16 protein-coding genes are annotated in these 18,335 nt (G+C 60.4%); 3 read left to right on the forward strand and 13 right to left on the reverse strand.

From position 1 onward, the window contains the following. Positions 1-31 precede the first annotated feature (31 nt). From HCK03_RS00220 to HCK03_RS00230, 3 genes are all read right to left on the reverse strand, one after another. Positions 32-334 (reverse strand): PTS lactose/cellobiose transporter subunit IIA, encoded by a 303-nt coding sequence (locus HCK03_RS00220; protein ID WP_041143296.1) that lies wholly within the window; start codon positions 332-334, stop codon positions 32-34. 133 nt (positions 335-467) lie between these two features. Then, the gene (locus HCK03_RS00225) at positions 468-1,793 is read right to left on the reverse strand and encodes a PTS sugar transporter subunit IIC (protein ID WP_041143295.1); all 1,326 of its coding nucleotides are present in this window, start codon (positions 1,791-1,793) and stop codon (positions 468-470) included. Between the two features lie 11 nt (positions 1,794-1,804). Then, positions 1,805-2,119 carry a PTS sugar transporter subunit IIB gene (locus tag HCK03_RS00230; RefSeq protein WP_041143294.1) on the reverse strand — a complete coding sequence of 105 codons (315 nt, stop codon included), beginning with the start codon at positions 2,117-2,119 and terminating at the stop codon, positions 1,805-1,807. 294 nt (positions 2,120-2,413) lie between these two features. Between HCK03_RS00230 and HCK03_RS00235 the strand changes: the two genes are divergently transcribed. After that, on the forward strand, positions 2,414-3,355 hold the full coding sequence (locus tag HCK03_RS00235; RefSeq protein WP_041143293.1) for a LacI family DNA-binding transcriptional regulator: 942 nt from the start codon (positions 2,414-2,416) through the stop codon (positions 3,353-3,355). A gap of 129 nt (positions 3,356-3,484) precedes the next feature. Here the strand turns inward: HCK03_RS00235 and HCK03_RS00240 are convergent, their stop codons facing one another. From HCK03_RS00240 to HCK03_RS00275, 8 genes are all read right to left on the reverse strand, one after another. Beyond that, positions 3,485-3,775, reverse strand: a complete 291-nt coding sequence (locus HCK03_RS00240; protein ID WP_041143292.1) for a YicS family protein — start codon at positions 3,773-3,775, stop codon at positions 3,485-3,487. Between the two features lie 100 nt (positions 3,776-3,875). After that, entirely contained in the window at positions 3,876-4,778 is a 903-nt protein-coding gene (locus tag HCK03_RS00245; protein ID WP_167691000.1) for an EamA family transporter, read from the reverse strand. A gap of 146 nt (positions 4,779-4,924) precedes the next feature. Further along, a complete protein-coding gene (gene murP, locus HCK03_RS00250; protein ID WP_141335156.1) occupies positions 4,925-6,358 on the reverse strand; it encodes a PTS N-acetylmuramic acid transporter subunit IIBC in 1,434 nt (477 codons plus the stop codon). 24 nt (positions 6,359-6,382) lie between these two features. Further along, positions 6,383-7,285, reverse strand: a complete 903-nt coding sequence (gene murQ / locus HCK03_RS00255) for an N-acetylmuramic acid 6-phosphate etherase (RefSeq protein ID WP_041143289.1) — start codon at positions 7,283-7,285, stop codon at positions 6,383-6,385. A 163-nt stretch (positions 7,286-7,448) separates the two neighbouring features. After that, on the reverse strand, positions 7,449-8,612 hold the full coding sequence (locus tag HCK03_RS00260) for a multidrug effflux MFS transporter (protein WP_115191648.1): 1,164 nt from the start codon (positions 8,610-8,612) through the stop codon (positions 7,449-7,451). 48 nt (positions 8,613-8,660) lie between these two features. After that, entirely contained in the window at positions 8,661-10,025 is a 1,365-nt protein-coding gene (locus HCK03_RS00265) for an efflux transporter outer membrane subunit (RefSeq protein WP_041143288.1), read from the reverse strand. Positions 10,026-10,028: 3 nt separating this feature from the next. Beyond that, positions 10,029-13,136 carry an efflux RND transporter permease subunit gene (locus tag HCK03_RS00270; RefSeq protein WP_167691001.1) on the reverse strand — a complete coding sequence of 1,036 codons (3,108 nt, stop codon included), beginning with the start codon at positions 13,134-13,136 and terminating at the stop codon, positions 10,029-10,031. Then, on the reverse strand, positions 13,136-14,260 hold the full coding sequence (locus tag HCK03_RS00275; RefSeq protein WP_123552569.1) for an efflux RND transporter periplasmic adaptor subunit: 1,125 nt from the start codon (positions 14,258-14,260) through the stop codon (positions 13,136-13,138). Before HCK03_RS00275 ends, HCK03_RS00270 begins: the two co-directional genes overlap by 1 nt. Before the next feature lie 377 nt (positions 14,261-14,637). On the opposite strand from HCK03_RS00275, the gene HCK03_RS00280 reads away from it, so the two are divergent. Beyond that, positions 14,638-15,054, forward strand: a complete 417-nt coding sequence (locus tag HCK03_RS00280; RefSeq protein WP_041143285.1) for a GNAT family N-acetyltransferase — start codon at positions 14,638-14,640, stop codon at positions 15,052-15,054. 70 nt (positions 15,055-15,124) lie between these two features. On the opposite strand, the gene HCK03_RS00285 is transcribed toward HCK03_RS00280, so the two are convergent. Next, positions 15,125-15,772, reverse strand: a complete 648-nt coding sequence (locus tag HCK03_RS00285; protein WP_041143284.1) for a TetR/AcrR family transcriptional regulator — start codon at positions 15,770-15,772, stop codon at positions 15,125-15,127. Positions 15,773-15,852: 80 nt separating this feature from the next. Here HCK03_RS00285 and HCK03_RS00290 point away from each other — a divergent pair, with 80 nt between their 5' ends. Further along, on the forward strand, positions 15,853-17,346 hold the full coding sequence (locus tag HCK03_RS00290; protein ID WP_041143283.1) for an MDR family MFS transporter: 1,494 nt from the start codon (positions 15,853-15,855) through the stop codon (positions 17,344-17,346). On the opposite strand, the gene HCK03_RS00295 is transcribed toward HCK03_RS00290, so the two are convergent. Further along, positions 17,343-18,257, reverse strand: coding sequence for a LysR substrate-binding domain-containing protein (locus HCK03_RS00295; RefSeq protein WP_123552568.1), 915 nt, complete (start codon positions 18,255-18,257; stop codon positions 17,343-17,345). The two genes, HCK03_RS00290 and HCK03_RS00295, sit on opposite strands and share 4 nt — an antisense overlap. Positions 18,258-18,335 lie beyond the last annotated feature (78 nt).

Below are 18,335 nucleotides of genomic sequence, written 5' to 3' on the forward strand. Positions count from 1 at the left end.
AAGGGGTGAGTTAGAGGATGACGTTTATATATTAACGTTGGTATAAGTGAATAATTTCCTGTGAAAACTCGCGAGCCAGCAGCGAATTCATCAGATGGTCCTGCGCGTGGACCATAATCAGCGTCATCGGCTGGCGCGCCTCGCCCGCATCCTGCTCGATAAGCTGGGTCTGCATCTGGTGCGCCCGGCGGGCGTAGCCGTCGGCTTCATTAAGGAGCAGTTTAGCTTCATCAATATTACCGTGGCGGGCAGCATGAATCGCTTCGAAACATAATGAGCGTGACTGTCCCGCATTCACGATAATTTCCATTACCGCATCTTCTAATTCAATCATAATAGTTCCTGAGATCATTAACTTTATTATTTAAAGCGTACGGCGAAAATCCCTTTTCCGCATAATTCCTGATGACGGTGTTATTTTTATCGGACGCTCCGGGAAATACAGCTAAGAGCGTATTTCCCGACTATTACTGACTGACTGTTTCAGCAACCGGAACGGCAGCTTTGGCTTTTTCGACTTCAGTTTTCATTAATGAGCGTTCATAGGCGCGGAGGAATGGCAGGTAAATGACGGCTGACATCACCATGCAAATGACGCACATCACCACCGGGCTCAGGGTCCAGTTGGCGGCCCAGGAGGCGCCGATAGGGGCTGGCGTGGTCCACGGCGTCAGCGAGACCACCTGCGTCAGCCAGCCGAGACGGGTTGCGCCGTAGGCCAGCACTGCGTTGATCATCGGCACGAACACGAACGGGATAAACATCATCGGGTTCATGATAATCGGCGCCCCGAACAGAATCGGTTCGTTAATGTTGAAGAAGCTTGGCACGATGCCCATTTTGCCGATGGTCCGCAGGTGCGCCACGCGGCTGCGCAGCAGCAGGAATGCCAGCGGAAGCGTCGAGCCCACGCCGCCAATCAGCAGATAGTGGTCCCAGAAGCCCTGCAGATAAACGTGCGGTAGCGCGGCGCCAGCGGCCAGTGCCGCCTGGTTTGCCGACAGGTTCGCCATCCAGAACGGGTTCATAATCCCGGTCACAATCAGCGAGCCGTGGATCCCGGCGAACCAGAAAATCTGGCACATCAGCACGGAGAGCAGGATTGCCGGCAGGGAGTCGGAGGCCGACACCAGCGGCTCCAGCAGATGCATAATCGCCTGCGGCAGGATCATACCGGTCTGCGCTTCGATAAACAGGTTCAGCGGATGCAGCGTCCCGATCACCACCAGCACCGGGATCAGGATTTCGAACGAGCGCGCGACGCCGGTGGGCACCTCTTTCGGCAGGCGGATAGTAATATTATTCTGCTTCAGCCATGCGTAAACGCGGGTGGAGTAGATGGCGGTAATTAAGGCGGTGAAGATCCCCTGGCCTGACAGATACTGGGTGGAAATTTTGCCGTCAGCGTAGGGTGCCGCGACCAGCAGAAAGGCCATAAAGGCCAGCAGGCCGGACATCACCGGGTCGAGCTGAAACTGGCGGCCGAGGCTGGCGCCAATGCCGACGGAAATAAAGAAGGTCATGACCCCCATGCTCAGGTTAAACGGCAGCATCAGCTGCTCACGATACTGCTGTGAGAAATCCAGCCAGCCGCGGGCAAAACCGTTGGTGGTGTCGGGTGAAAAAGGAGGAAAGATAAATACCAGCATGAAAGAGCCGATGATCATAAACGGCAATGCGGCAGTGAAGCCATCGCGGATGGCGATAACGTATTTCTGCTGCCCAAGGCGTCCTGCCAGCGGAGTAATAGATTGCTCGATCACGGCAATCATGGACTGATACAGAGAACTCATTTGCACACCTCTTAATGCGCCGCTGCTATCAGCGACAGAGCATAATCCAGGACGTTATCTCCCCGCTGCATTCCGTAGTCCATGGCGTTTATCGGCTGGACCGGAATATTCAGGGAAGCGGCTTTCTCAGATAATGTTTTCAGCATGTATTTTACCTGGGGTCCGAGCAGAACCACCTGGTATTGCGGAAACTGCATGTCAAATTCGGAAACGCCGTAGGCGTCTATCTGCACAGGCAGGTTACGTTCCTTCGCCTCATCGACCATCTTCCTGACCAGCAGACTGGTGGACATTCCCGCAGAGCAGCACAGCATAATCTTGTACATCGACACTCATCCTCAATATGTAAAAAGTTATTGCGTGGATGATTTGATATCAGACGGAAACCGGTTTCCATTTATAAAAAACAGAACTGTGATAACCGTCAAGATCTACCGTGTACGGGGCTGATTAATTAGATTCGGCTCACATAATTCCGTGGTTTTTGCGATGATTTTCCATGAAACGGAAAATCGGTTTCCAAATAAAAAAGGAAACGGATATACTGCCGTTGGTTACTATTGAAGCGATTCAGGTCTAAAGATTTACAGGGATCGGCCCGACCCTGTCAGGGGAGAAAGATGTCTACAATCAACGATGTATCACGGTTAGCTGGCGTCTCAAAGGCCACAGTTTCACGCGTGCTGAGCGGCTCTCGCGGCGTCAAAGAGGCCAGTCGTCAGGCGGTACTGCAGGCGGCGGAAGAGCTCAATTACCGGCCAAATATGATTGCCCAATCATTGTTCAGCCAGAGCACGGGCTGCATCGGGGTGATTTGCGCCCAGGATAATATCAATCAAACCACCAGCTATCTGTATGCCCTGGAAAAACAGCTGAGTCAGCATCAAAAGCATCTGCTGCTGCGCTTCGCCAACACCCGCGACGGGGTGATGAACTCGCTCGAAGAGCTCAGCTGCGGCCTGTGCGACGATATCCTGATTATTGGCGCCCGCTTCCCGCTGAATATTGACCGGCCGGACGTGGCGCTGATTGACTGCCTCGAGAGCGAAGGGGCGAACAGCATTCAGTTTGACCACGCTTTTGCCGCGGAAACTGCCTGTAACTATTTGATTAGCCAGGGGCGACGCCAGATTGCGCTCATCCATCCCGAGGGGAGCGGCTTTGCCGATCAGGTGCTGCTGGGCTACAAGCATGCGCTGGAGAAAAATTTCCTGCCGTTTAATCGCAACCTGGTATTCCTCGACAGCACTTCGCCGTCGGTGGCGGTGCAGGAGCTGGTGAGCAACGCGACGACGTTGAACTTCAATGCGCTGCTGGTTGCGGACGAGCAGCAGGCGCAGCGGGTTGTCCCGCAGCTGCAGGCGTTCAGCCGCGCGGTGCCGGAAAAGGTGATGGTCTTTAGCCTGGCCGGCTCGCTACAGCTGCCGGGTATTCCGACCATTCCGGCGATTGAGTACTCGATGGATGTGATGGCGATGCGGATCGTCAGCTGGCTGACGGAAAAGACGCAAATGCTGGGCGGCAGCATGCTGCGCGGGGATCTTATTATTCCGAAAATCTAAGCTGGCCCGCGCGCGGGCGCACACAGCCGCGAGGCCATGATGAAGTCAAAAAAATACCTGCCAGTGGCGTAACTGACAGGTATTTTTATTTGCGCGGCGGGCGGCCTGCTGGCCGCGTCGCAGGCGGGATCACTGCGCCGGGCAGGTAATCTTGTCGATCGCCGCCTGGTAGTTCTTCTGGTTATTACGCTCTTTTGCCAGGGTTGCCTCACGCACGTAGGTTTGATTCTCTTTCGAGGCGAGAACCTTATTGGCAAAGTCGTTATCGCTAAGCGTTGCCGCCGGGGTGCATTTTTCCTTCACCGCTTTTAATACCAGCTGTTTTTGCTGCTCGAACTGCAGGCTTTGTAGCGGCGATTCGGCCCACGCAGCCGAGGCGCTGAGGGCGCTGACCAGGCACAACATCCAACACGCTTTCATGGCGCTTCTCCTTCAAGGGTGATACCAAACTATATGCGTAGTGCGCAAAACACGCAAATCATCTGGATTATAAATTGTTTAAAATCAGTAAATTGCTTTTCTATGCTGCCCGAACGCGCCGCCGTGAATCCAAGGCTATCAGCACCACCGATGACAGGATCAGCAGCGTGCCGAGCCAGTCCGGCAGCGTAAAGGTGATGCCCAGCAGCAGCAAAGAGAGCAGGGCGCTGCTCAGCGGCTCGGCGCAGCTGAGGATCCCCGCCTTCGCGCCGCCAATCATCTGCGCGCCGTTCAGATAAAGGCTGAAGGTCAGCGAAGTGCCGATCACCACCAGATAAAAGAAGGCCAGCAGCAGGGGGCCGTTGACCACAAAGTTGCTGCCCTGGCCGCCGTAGAACGGCAGCAGCATCGCCCCGCCGAGCAGCATGCTCCAGCCGACGATCGGCAGGGTGCCGTAGCGGGCGATAAGCGTTGACGGATAGGTGGTGTAGAAGGCGGCGGCAAAGGCCGAAGCCACCCCCCAGAAGAGCGCCGCGGGTGAAATAGAGAGCGTTGTCGGGTTGCCGTGGGTTACCAGCAGAAACGTGCCAGCCAGCGAAGTGCCGATCGCTGCCAGCACCAGCGGGCGAGGGCGCGTTTTGCGGGCCAGCGCGAACCAGGCGACGATAATCGTCGGCGACAGGAACTGCAGCACCGTCGCGGTCGCGGCGTTTGATTTTTCGATGGTCATCAGGAAGGTGTACTGCACGGTCAGCGCGCCAAACAGCGAGAAAATCAGCAGGCTGACGGCATCTTTGCGGTTTTGCAGGACGCGGAAAATTTTATCGCCGTGGACGAAAGAGAGCATCAGCAGAATCAGGCCGGCGAACAGCAGGCGCGTCATGGTCAGAAACGGTGATGACATCTGGCTTTGCTGCATAATGTACTGCGCGCAGACGCCGGAACTCCCCCATAGCACGGCGGCTATAAGTACATTCAGCATCCCTTTTTTACTGGAGCCCATCTTTCCCTCAGGTGGTATATCGCGAAAAGGGAATCATAGCATGGGCGCGTTCGGACGGCGGGGAAGGAAATGGTAGTCGCCGTCCGCATAAGCGCGGCGCAGATCGGGGAACGGCCGGCCAGGCGCCCCCTGACCAGCGCTGCGCCTTAGCTCAAATCAACGTTCTTACTGCCGAACAGCCAGGTCAGCGCAAAGCCGCACAGGTATGAGACGGCCAGCCCCGCCGCGTAGACCGCCATCCCGGCGTAGATGCCGCTGCCGGAGGTCATCAGCGGCAGCGCCACCAGGCCGGAGGGCCCAAAGACCGTATTCAGCCCCACCGGCAGGCCCAGCCACGCGATCAGGCCGAGGAAGAAGCCGCCGCAGGCGCCGCCGATGCAGGCGGTGATAAACGGCTTCATCCGCGGCAGGGTGACGCCATAGATCAGCGGTTCGCCGATACCCAGAAAGCCGGGAATAATCGCCCCTTTGATCTGGGTGCGCAGCAGCGAGCCGTGCTTTGCCCGCCAGTAGAGGGCCAGCGCGGCGCCCACCTGCCCGGCGCCGGCCATCGCCAGGATCGGGAACAGCGAGTTAAAGCCCTGCGCATCCACCAGCGCGAAATAGACCGGGACAAAGCCCTGATGGACGCCGAACATCACCGCCAGCAGGAACAGCCCCGCCAGCACCGCTGAACCGAACGGGTTACCGTTGAGGTGCAGGAACAGCCACGACATTCCGGTAAACAGCCAGCCGCCAATCGGCATGATCACCGTAAAGGTGACCGCGCCCATAATCAGCAGCGTGACCGCCGAGGTGAGGATCATATCGAGGTTGGCCGGCATGAAACGCCGCACCTGTCTTTCCACCCATGCGCCGATAATCGAGGCGATCAGCACGCCGATAATATTGCCGCGCGGGTCGATGCCGTGGCCGAAGAAGGTGGTGATCCCGGCGTAAAATCCGCTGGTTGCTTCGGGGTTGTAGCCGAGAACGAACAGCGAGGCGATAATCGCCCCGTTGACCCCGGAGCCGCCAAACGCCTTCTGGGCGTTATAGCCGATTAAGATACTCAGGAAGGTAAACATCCCTTTGCTGAAGATCTTCATATAGCCGATCAGCGCCACCAGGCTGGCGTTAGGGTGCGCATTCTCCAGGACGAAGATTTGTTCTGCCAGGGTAGCAAAGCCGAGCAGCAGGCCGACGGCGATAAAGCCGGGGATCAGCGGCGTAAAAATGGTGGCGAATTTGGCGAGAAACTTCTGTACCCCGCCGGTTTGCTTGCTCTTCAGCGCCTGTTTCTTCTCGGCGGCGACCTCCGCCAGCGACGGGGCGTCCTGCGGCGCATCCTCCAGCATGGCGTTCATCATTTCCGCCGCGGTTTGCGCTTTGCCCGGGCCAAGCACGACCTGAAACTGCTCATCGCTGACGATAACCCCCATCACGCCTTCAACCTGACGGATTGCGGCGCTATCGGCCAGCGCTTCGTCGCGCAGGGTCAGGCGCAGGCGGGTCATACAGTTACCGGCCTGCGCCACGTTTCCGGCTCCGCCGACGTGGGTAAGGATCCGCGCTATCATCTCTTTATTTATTTTTGCCATTGCAGTTTACCTGTCTGTTGGCGCTCAGGCGTTGCCCAGCGCTTTGCGGATATAGCCGCTATTTTTGGCCAGCAGCGACTGCGCTTCTTCGGCGCTAAGATCGGCAAGCACCATCACAATGGCCGTTTTGCAGTGACGGCCGCAGGCGTCCAGCGCGCGCTGGGCGGCGTCGCGATCGCACTCGGTTGCCTCCATGACGATGGAGATCTGACGCTCGATAAGCTTGGCGTTGGTGGCCTCAACGTCAACCATCAGGTTGCTGTAGACCTTGCCGACGCGGATCATTGCCCCGGTCGAAATCATATTCAGTACCAGCTTTTGCGCGGTGCCTGCCTTCAGGCGGGTTGAGCCGGTCACCACTTCCGGGCCGACGACCGGAGTGATAGCGACGTCCGCCAGCCGGGCCATCTCGCCGTGCGGATTGCAGCTGACGATAGCGACAAACGCGTTCTGGCTGTGGGCATACTCCATTGCGCCGATGACGTACGGCGTCCGTCCGCTGGCGGCGAGGCCAACCAGCACGTCGCGGTTGCTGAAATTGAGGTTCTGCAGGTCCATTGCGCCCTGCGCCTTGTTGTCTTCGACGTTTTCCACCGCGCTGAGGATGGCTTTATGCCCGCCGGCGATAATCCCGACCACCTGCTCCGGACGCGTGCCGAAGGTTGGCGGACATTCGCTGGCGTCGAGGATCCCCAGGCGACCGGAGGTGCCCGCGCCGATATAAATCAGGCGTCCGCCCGCCTGCAGCGCGGTGGCGACCTTATCGACAACCTGAGCGATCTGCGGCAAATAGGGGGTAATTGCCTCGGCCACCAGCCTGTCTTCCTGGTTAATCACCGTCAGCATTTCAACGGTAGACAGGGTGTCAATATTGGCGCTATTGGCGTTGCGCCGTTCGGTCAGCAGTTTGCTCAGGTCGATACTCATAACAAAACCTCATTATTCACGGTGGCGGGTATTCTAAGGAATTAATTATTCCATTCATGTGAAGGTTATCACGATTAGCGCACGGCAGATAATAAGATATTTGTAGGTGTGGCGGGGGATTGTGCGGTAATAAAACTGGAATATTTTATTACCGCAGGCTGGGCTAGCGTAGTGCAGCGGGTTTTTTCAGGCTCAGCAGCAGGGCCAGAAAATAGCTTATCGCCATGGCCAGGCTCATTTTCAACATGGTTTCACCGCCGAGTCCGGCGAGCGGCGCGGCGATGCCGCCAAAGACGAACATCAGCGTACCTAACAGCGCGGATGCGGTGCCCGACTGCCCGGCATCAACGGCGTTCATCGCTTCGGCCCCGGCCACGGTGCTGATGCCGCTCATAAACGACACGGTGAAGAACAGGCCGATCAGCGCCGGCAGCGGCAGCTTCAGCCAGGCGAACAGCAGCATGCCGGCGGCGCACAGCACCGCCAGCGTCAGACCCGTGCGCAGCAGGGACTCGGCCGAAAAGCGGCGCGTCAGGCGGGAGAAGATAAGCGCGGCAATAATCAGCCCAATCCCGTTCAGGCCGAACAGCAGGCTGAACTGCATGGCGCTCATGGCAAATTCACTCTGCATCACGAAGGACGACGAGCCGATATAGGAGAACAGGCCGGCCATCATAAAGGCCTGAATCAGGCAGTAGCGCATAAAGCGGCGATTTTTCAGCACCGGCGAGCCGCCCGCTTTACGCGAGGTCGCGGCGCTTTTCGGCGGCAGGGTTTCGTGGAGGATCGCCAGGCTTAACAGCAGCAGTACGCCGCCGATCGCCGCCATCGCCCAGAACAGAATGCGCCAGTCGAAGGCGGTGATAATGTAGCCGCCAAGCACCGGCGACAGAACCGGCGCAATGCCGTTGACGGTCATCAGCAGGGCAAAAAACTGCGTCAGCAGCGCGCCCTGGTAGCGGTCGCGGGCAATCGAACGCGACAGCACCGAGCCGCCCGCGCCGGCAAAGCCCTGCAAAAAGCGCCAGAGAATCAGCAGATGGATATCCTGGGTCAGGGCGCACATCGCCGAGGAGACGATAAACAGCAGCAGCGAGAGGATCAGCGGCCTGCGGCGGCCGATGCGGTCGCTGAGCGGGCCAAAAAACAGCTGGCCGAGGCCCAGCCCGAGCAGCGCGGCGGTCAGCGAGAGCTGGGTTTGCGTGCTGGTGGCGTTCAGCTGGCGGGTGATATCCGGCAGCGCCGGCAGGTAGAAGTCGGTACAGAGCGGGCCGATGCCCGAGAGCAGCCCGAGAATAACCACCCAGGAGAGAGAAATACGCGGCATAGCAGGTCCTTATGAGGATGCCGGGCCCTGCGGCCCGGCGGGAGCAGATCAGCTGGCGCCGCCTCCCAGCGACTGCCAGAGCGTAATGCGGTTTTGCAGATCGGTTTGCTGGAGGGTAATCAGCGTGGCCTGCGCCGACCACAGCGTGCGCTGCGCGGTCAGCACCGACAAATAGTTGCCGATCCCTGCCTGATAGCTGCGGGTGGCGATATCCAGCGATTTCTGCTCGGCGGCGACGTACTGCTGCTGGGCATCCAGCTGCTCGCCCAGCGTTTCCCGGCGCGCCAGGGCGTCGGCGACGTCTTTGAACGCGCTCTGAATACTTTTCTCGTAGGTGGCGATTAGCCCCTTTTTCTCCGCTTCGGCATAGCGAAGCTGCGCCAGGTTGCTGCCGCCGGTAAACAGCGGCAGGCTGATTGACGGCGCGAACGACCACACCTGCATCCCGTGGCTGAACAGCGAAGAGAGCGAATCGCTGCCGACCCCGGCGCTGGCGGTGAGCGAAATGCTCGGGAAGAAGTTGGCGCGCGCGGCGCCAATATCGGCGTTGGCGCTCTTGAGGTTGTGCTCTGCCTCCTGAATATCCGGGCGGCGCAGCAGGACTGACGAAGAGACGCCGGCGGGGATCAGGGCGATGCTGCTATCACCGAGGCTTTGCAGCGTGCCGGGCAGCAGGCTCTCAGGGACGCTTTCGCCGGCCAGCAGGTTGAGCGCGTTTTTATCCTGCGCGACCTGGGTTCGATAGCTGGCGACGCTGGCGCGCGCCTGCTGGTAAACCGCTTCGGCATCGCTGAGATCGCTGGCCGCAGCGGTGCCGACCGCCATCTGGCGGGCGACGATTTTGCGCGAGCTGTCGGCGCTGGCCATGGTTTCTTCGGCCAGCGCCAGGCTGCTGTTGTCCGCCGCGAGGGTGATCCACGCGGTAGTCAGGTCGGCTATCATCGTCAGCCGCGTATTCTGAGCGGTGAATTCGCTGGCGAGCCAGGTTTCCCGCGCCGCGCGGGTCAGGCTCTGGTTTTTGCCGAACAGATCCAGCTCGAAGCTGGAGACCGCCCCGTCGGCTTCCGCCGATGAGGTGAGGCCGCTGGCCACCGTTTTGCTGCGGGTATGGCTCAGCTCGGCGTCAACGGTGGGGAATAGCGAAGCGCGGGTTTCGCCAAACTGGGCGCGGGCGGCTTCGATATCGGCCAGCGCTTTTTGCACGTCGCGGTTGCTGTTCAGCGCGATGGTCACCACCTTTTTGAGCCGCGCGTCGTTCACCACCTGCTGCCACTGGCTGACGACCGTCGTCGCCTCGCCGTGGGCGCCGGGCAGCGTGGCGGGCACCGGCGCCGCCGGACGCTCGTAGTGCGGGTCAAGGGAGACGCAGCCTGCGCTCAGGAGCGCGATAAAAACTAACGTAAAACGAAACATAATCTACTCCTGAGAAGGACGCTGGCGGGTGAAGAACCGCTTCACCAGCACAAAGAACAGGGGAACGAAGAACACCGCCAGCAGCGTGGCGGTTAGCGTGCCGCCGATGATCCCGCTGCCGATCGCCACGCGGCTGTTGGCCCCCGCGCCGGTCGCCACCGCCAGCGGCAGCACCCCGGCGATAAACGCCAGCGAAGTCATGACGATAGGGCGCAGACGGGTTTGCGCGGCGCGGATTGCCGCCCGCGAAAGCGAATAGCCTTCATCCACCGCCGATTCGGCAAACTCAACGATCAGAATGGCGTTCTTCGACGAAAGGCCAATGGTGGTCAACAGCGCAACCTGGAAGTAGACGTCGTTATTCAGATCGCGCAGCCAGGCCGCCAGCGCCGCGCCGAGCAGGCCGAGCGGGATAACCATGATCACCGAGAACGGCACCGACCAGCTCTCATACAGCGCCGCGAGGCACAGGAACACCACCAGAATGGAGATGGCGTACAGGCTCATCGCCTGGCCGCTGGCCAGTTTTTCCTGCAGCGACATGCCGCTCCATGCCCAGGTGGTGCCCGCCGGCAGGCTGTTGGCGAGGGCTTCCATCTTATCCAGCGCCGCGCCGGAGCTGGAGCCGGCGGCGTTTTCGCCCTGGATTTCAAATGCGGCGGAGCCGTTGTAGCGCACCAGGCTTTCCGGGCCGTACTGCCAGCGGGTGGTGGCGAAGGCGGAGAACGGCGTCATGCCGTCATCGCTGCCGCGCACGAACCATTTCCCGAGATCGGCGGGGACGGCGCGAGAATCGCTATCGCCCTGGATATAGACCTTTTTCACCCGCCCGCGATCGATAAAGTCGTTGACGTAGGTGCCGCCCCAGGCGCTGGAGAGGGTGGCGGTGACGTCGCTCAGCGATAGCCCCAGCGCCACCGCTTTGTTGTTGTCGATATCCACCTGCAGCTGCGGCATCTGCGGCAGGTCGTTGGCGCGCACCGACTGCAGCTGCGGGCTCTGATTGGCCGCCGCCAGCAGCTGGCTGCGCATTTTCATCAGGCTGTCGCGATCGGTGCCGCCGCTGGCCATCAGCTCAAAGGTAAAGCCGTTGCTCTGCCCGAGGCCGTCTACCGAAGGAGGCGTCATGGCAAACAGCGAGGCGTCGCGGATGCTGCCGAGCTCTTTAGTGGCGCGCAGGGCAATGGCCTGCGCGGTGTTGGCTGCGCCCTTGCGCTGGGACCAGTTTTTCAACGACACGAAAGCCATCCCGGCGTTCTGCCCGCTGCCGCTGAAGCTGAAGCCGTCGACGGTAAAGATAACGTTGGTATTGGCCTTCTCTTTGGTCAGGAACCAGTCGGTCACCTGACGGCGAACCTCGGCGGTGCGCACGGCGGTCGCGCCTGCCGGCAGGGTGTACTGCACCATGATTTCGCCCTGATCCTCTGCCGGCAGGAAGCTGCCCGGCAGCTTCCACATCGCCAGCGCCATGACGGCGCAAATCAGCGCGAAGGCGCCCATCATCGTCGCCGAACGGCGCAGGCCGCCGAGCACGCGGCGCTGATAGCCCTGCTCCGTGCGCCCCCACAGGCGGTTAAACGCCCCGAAGAAGCCCCTGGTATGCGGCTTAGAGTGGCTCAGCAGCGCGCCGCACAGCGCCGGGGTTAAGGTCAGCGCCACCACCACGGAGAGCATCATCGCCGAGATGATGGTGACCGAGAACTGACGATAGATAACGCCGGTTGAGCCGCCGAAGAAGGCCATCGGCAGGAACACCGCCGACAGCACCAGGGCGATGGCGATCAGCGCCCCGGAAATTTCGCCCATCGACTTTTCGGTGGCTTCCCGGGCGGGAAGCCCCTCATCGCGCATAATTCGCTCGACGTTTTCCACCACCACGATGGCGTCATCCACCAGCAGGCCGATCGCCAGCACCATCGCAAACAGCGTCAGGGTATTGATGGAGTAGCCAAACAGCGCCAGCACGCCGAAGGTGCCAAGCAGCACCACCGGCACCGCCACCGCCGGGATCAGCGTGGCGCGGAAGTTCTGCAGGAACAGATACATCACGCAGACCACCAGCGCGATGGCTTCAAACAGCGTTTGAATCACATCCTCAACCGATATTTTAATAAACTCGGTGCTGTCCTTCGGATAGGCGATGTCGTAGCCCTGCGGCATCTGGCGCTGATACTCGGCAATCTTATCCTTCACCCGCGTCGCGGTATCCAGCGCGTTGGCGCCCGGCGCCATCATAACGGCGATACCGGCGCCAGGGTGGCCGTTGAGGTTCGCCGACGCGGTGTAATCTTCGCTGCCCATTTCAACCCGGGCGACGTCGCTCAGGCGGACGACCGAGCCGTCGCTCTTGCTCTTCACAATGATGTTTTTGAACTGATCGACGGTTTGCAGGCGCGACTGAGCGCGCACGGTGGCGGTAAGCTGCTGGGCGTTTGAGGACGGCAGCGCGCCGATTTTACCCGCCGAGATCTGCACGTTCTGCACTTCGATTGCCGTTTCGACATCAGAAGGCATCAGCGCATAGGAGGCCAGTTTGGTCGGGTCCATCCAGATGCGCATCGCGTATTCAGCGCCAAATACCTGCAGGCTGCCGACGCCTTCCACGCGCGCCAGCGGGTCCTGCATATTGCTCACCAGCCAGTCGGCGATATCGGAACTGGTGGCCTTGTCGGTTTTATCGTACACCGCGAGGATCAGCAGGAAGCTGCTCTGCGATTTCACCACCGTCACGCCGGACTGCTGCACTTCGCTGGGCAGCCGCGATTCGGCCTGCTGGACCTTGTTTTGCACCTGCACCTGCGCGGTGTCCGGATCGGTCCCCTGCTCGAAGGTCACGTTAATGCTCACCGAGCCGTCGGAGCTGCTGGTAGAGGTGAAATAGAGCAGGTTATCCAGCCCGGTAAGCTGCTGCTCGATAACCTGGGTCACGCTGTTTTCCAGGGTTTCGGCAGAGGCGCCGGTGTAGGTGGCGGAAATTTTCACCGACGGCGGCGCGACGTCCGGGTACTGGGCGACCGGCAGCGTGCGGATGGCGAGGATCCCGGCGAGCATAATCAGGATGGCGATGACCCAGGCGAACACCGGGCGTCGAACGAAGAAGCGGGAGAACATCAGGCGTTGCCTCCGCTGTTTTTCATTTCAACGGCTTTGACCTGCTGCCCGGCGGCCACCTTGCTGGTGCCTTCAACGATCAGCCTGTCGCCGCTCTTCAGGCCGCTCTCCACCAGCCACTTATCGCCGTAGGCTTCGCCGGTTGCGACCTCACGCTGGGCGACTTTGCCGTCGGCATCGACCACCAGCGCGGTGGCGTTACCTTTGACATCGCGGGTGATCCCCTGCTGCGGGGCGAGGATCGCATCGTCCATCACGCCCTCATCGACGCGGGCGCGGACGAACATTCCCGGCAGCAGGACGTGCTGCGGGTTGGGGAACACCGCCCGCAGCGTGACCGAGCCGGTTGATTCGTCCACCGCCACTTCGGTCAGCGTCAGGCGGCCCTTCTCGGCATAGGTGCTGCCGTCTTCGAGGATCAGGGTGACGCTGAGGGTATTGGCGTTGGTTGCCAGCGTTTGCTGGCGCAGGCGCAGCAGATCAACGCTCGATCGCGTGAGATCGACGTAAATCGTCTCCAGCCCGCGGATCGTCGCCAGGGCCGTATCCTGATCGGCAGAGACCAGCGCCCCCGGGGTCACGGAGGAGATGCCAATCCGCCCGGCAATCGGCGCGCTGACGGTGGTCCAGTTCAGGTTGATGCGGGCGCTCTCCAGCGCGGCTTTTTTCGACTCGACGCTGGCCTTGTCCTGGTTACAGGTGGACTGCGCGTCATCGGCATCCTGCAGCGACACGCCGTTGTCTTTGACCAGCTGCGTATAGCGGCGGGCCTTCTGGCAGTCGGCAACCGTCAGCGATTGCGCCTGCTTCAGGGCAGCCGCGGCTTCGTTATAGGCGGCGCGATAGCTGGCCGGGTCAATTTGATATAGCGCCTGGCCGGCTTTCACCCTGTCGCCTTCGGTAAACAGGCGCTTTTGAATGATGCCGCCCACCTGCGGGCGCACTTCGGCGCTGAGCGACGCGGTGGTGCGGCCGGTCAGTTCGCTGATAACGGAAACGGGCTGGCCTTTGAGGGTGACAACGCCGACTTCCGGCGTCATTTGCGGCCGGGCAGATGTTTGCGAATTATCGCATCCGACCAGCAGAAATAATGCTATTGCGATGGGTATGATGGTGTATTTCATTATATTTTCTCAGGATAAACGACGTCCGCCCCACTAATTAAATAGTGAGGTGATGGGTTGGGCGCTGAGGCATCTTCGGGTAAACGAAAATGGCTAAAAAGGAACTCAGACGTTCCTGTATGCTGTTATTCGACGACGGCCGCCGGAGCGGTCATTTTTTGGCTTCTCTGCAGATGAGATGGCTCCACTCCTGGTTTTTTTGTGAGAATGATCATTCTCATTTTTTGCTCATTATACGTCTCAAACGGCCAATGAAAAGGTTTTTTTGTCTAAATTTGAATCGTGAAAATTAAGGCAAAAAATAATGGAGGAAATAAGAATTTTTTGTGAAAGTAAGCACCAATAATACTCTTACATAATTTAATCAGGAGGCATTAATGGCTTTAATAATGACGACCAGCATTAACCCCGCGGATCGTGATGAGCTGCTGGCGGGTCTACGGGAATACAACCGGCGCTACCTGGACCCGGCGGAGTTTGGCGACGTGGGCGTCTATGCTCGGGACGCATCGGGCGCGATGCGGGGCGGGTTGATCGGCAAAAAAGTCGGCGGCTGGCTGAGCATTGAGTATCTGTGGGTCAGCGAAGCCTCACGCGGCAGCGGTCTGGGAAGCGAGATTATGCATGCGGCGGAAGACCTGGCGCGGGAGAGGGGCTGCAGCCACGTGCTGGTGGACACCTTCAGCTTCCAGGCGCTGCCGTTTTATCAAAAGCTCGGCTACCGGCTGCAGATGTCGCTGCCCGATTTCCCGCACCCCGGCATGGAGCGCCATTATCTCTCGAAGGCGCTGTAAGGCTGCTGCCGCCCCGGACTGCGGCGCGATGCGTCCGATCCGGGCGACAGAGGGAAAACAGCCGGGGATATCAGCCGCCAATCCCCTGCTGGATCATCGCCAGCGCGTGGCTGACGATGGTTTGCCGGGACATCGTTTTTAAGCGCGGATCGGTGCGAATGCGCGAATAGGGCACCAGCACCAGGCTAATCAGGCTGGTGAACAGCAGCTCCGGCGACAGGGCCGGGTTGAGTTTCCCCTCCTGCTGCCAGCGGCCTATGGTCTCCAGCATTCGGTGATATTTATCGTCGCCAAAGCGGGCGTGCATATGCTGGCGCAGCACCGGCATTTCGCCAATCATCTCCTGCATCCACAGCGGCGCAAACCAGTCGTTTTGCTCCGCCAGCGCGGCGAGCGCCTCGATCAGCAGGGTAAACGCGGTCAGCGGATCTTGCGGATGGGCGATAAAAATTTTGCTGATTTCGCCGCGCAGCGGCATAAAGCGCTCTTCCAGCAGCTGGTCGACTAATACTTCCCGCGAGTTGAAATAGTAATGCAGCATCGCCGGCGTGACCCCGGCCTCTTTGGCGATGGCGTTCAGCGACGTCCGGGCGATGCCCTGGCGGGCAAACAGCGCCAGCGCGATATCCATCAGCTGTTCACGGTTAGCGGTGCCCGGCTTTTTGCCGCGCGGACGGCCTGGACGGCGCGGCGCATCATGGTCTTTTTGTGCTGTCATTTCTTCACTGTCTCTTGACCTGATTCATCATTTCCCTAAATATTAATTATGCATTTAATTAATTTCAAGCGAGTGTTGCTATGACATCTGAAATCGCCGCCCGGCCGGCGCCGTCGATCCGCCTGCTGTTCAGCGCGCTGCTGCTGGTGATGCTGCTGTCGGCGCTGGATCAGACCATCGTATCGACCGCTCTGCCGACCATTGTCGGCGAACTCGGCGGGCTGGATAAGCTCTCGTGGGTGGTGACCGCCTATATCCTGAGCTCAACTATCGTGGTGCCGCTGTACGGTAAATTCGGCGATCTGTTCGGGCGAAAAATCGTGCTCCAGGTGGCGATTGTGCTGTTCCTCGTCGGCTCGGCGCTGTGCGGCCTGGCGCAGAATATGACGCAGCTGGTGCTGATGCGCGCGCTGCAGGGGCTGGGCGGCGGCGGCCTGATGGTGATCAGCATGGCGGCGGTCGCCGACGTGATCCCTCCGGCAAACCGCGGCCGCTATCAGGGCCTCTTCGGCGGCGTGTTCGGCCTGGCGACGGTCATCGGGCCGCTGATCGGCGGTTTTCTGGTGCAGCACGCCTCCTGGCGCTGGATTTTTTATATCAACCTGCCGCTGGGGCTGTTTGCTCTGCTGGTGATCGGGGCGGTGTTCCACAGCAGCAATAAGCGCAGCGCGCACCAGATCGACTGGCTGGGGGCGTTTTACCTGAGCATGGCGCTGCTGTGCATTATCCTCTTCACCTCCGAAGGCGGCAGCGTGCGGCCGTGGAATGACCCGCAGCTGTGGTGCATTCTGGCCTTTGGCGTCGTGGGAATCATTGGCTTTATTTATGAGGAACGGGTGGCCGTGGAGCCGATTATTCCGCTCTCGCTGTTCCGTAACCGCACCTTTCTGCTGTGCAGCATGATTGGTTTCGTGATCGGCATGGCGCTATTTGGCTCGGTGACCTTCCTGCCGCTCTATCTGCAGGTGGTGAAGGCGGCGACCCCGACCGAAGCCGGGCTGCAGCTGATCCCGCTAATGGGCGGCCTGCTGCTGACGTCGATCGTCAGCGGGCGGATTATCAGCCGTACCGGTAAATACCGCCTGTTCCCGATCCTCGGCACCCTGCTGGGCGTGGTGGGGATGGTGCTGCTGACCCGGATTACGATTCATTCGCCGATGTGGCAGCTGTATCTGTTTACCGGCGTGCTGGGGGCAGGCCTGGGGCTGGTGATGCAGGTGCTGGTGCTGGCGGTACAGAACGCAATGCCGGCGCAGATGTACGGCGTGGCCACCTCGGGGGTGACGCTGTTTCGCTCGATTGGCGGATCGATAGGCGTGGCGCTGTTCGGCGCGGTATTTACCCACGTGCTGCAGAATAACCTCCAGCGCCTGCTGCCGGAGGGCGCCGAGCTGCCGAGGGCGCTAAACCCGGAGGCGGTACAGAACCTGCCGACGGCGATCCGCCTTGATTATCTCGACGCCTTCGGCGCGGCCATTCACGCCGCCTTCCTGATGGCCGCCTGCATTATGGCCGTCGCCTTTGTGCTCTCGTGGCTGCTGAAAGAGGTGCCGCTGAAAAAGGCGGCACGCTAGGCGGTTCCGGCGATACGCAGCAGCGCCCGGCGCAGCGCCGGCGCGGCGAAGCTGAGGAACTTGCGTAGCTTGAGCGGGGCCAGATCCCGGCTGGTATACAGCAGGTGCACCGGCGTCGGCTCGGGTTCGACCGATTCCAGAATAAGCTGCAGCTCGCCGCGGGTCAGGCCGTCGATGGCCTGATAGTGCAGCAGCCGCGCCACGCCAACCCCGAGCCGGGCGGCGTCAGCGGCGCTTTCCGGGGTGGTGACCGACAGCACGGCGCGCAGGGTTACCAGCTGGTCAGCCGCTTCGGCGGCGCGAAACCGCCAGCCGCTGTAGGGCATCGGCGATTCAATCGCAATAATCGGCAGCCCGGCCAGCTCGCGGGGGCGCTGCGGCACGCCGTGCTTTGCCAGCAGCAGCGGCTGGGCGCAGGTGACAATGCGCATCTCCCCGAGGCGGGTGGCCACCATGCCGCTATCCGGCAGAGCGCCAATGCGCACCGCCAGATCGACATGGTCACCTATCAGGTCAGCATTACGGTCGCTGAGCAGCAAACGAACGTTAATTTGCGGGTAACGGGCGAGAAAATCGCTCACCACCGGCAAAACGTGCACGCGACCGAACATCGTCGGCGCGGCGATCACCAGCTCGCCCTTGGGCTGCAGATACTCGCCCGCCGCCTGCCGCTCGGCGTTCTCCACCTCTTCAAGGATCCGCCGCGCGGCGGCAACATACTCTACGCCGGCATCGGTTAGCGTAAGCCGGCGGGTGGTGCGGGTCAGCAGGCGTGCGCCGAGCGCGCTCTCCAGCTCGGCAATATTGCGGCTGACGGTGGTCAGCGGCGTATTCAGCGCCCGCGCCGCCGCCGACATACTGCCCAGCTCGGTAACCTTCACCAGCAGCGCCATCGCGCTTAATCGGTCCATTATTATCCCGCCTTACGGAAAGATGATTGCCAGATCACCAGTATTATCATTTGTCGCAGTAGAGTTCATGCTTTGGGC

The sequence above is a fragment of the Klebsiella terrigena genome, assembly GCF_012029655.1.
GTDB lineage: Bacteria > Pseudomonadota > Gammaproteobacteria > Enterobacterales > Enterobacteriaceae > Klebsiella > Klebsiella terrigena.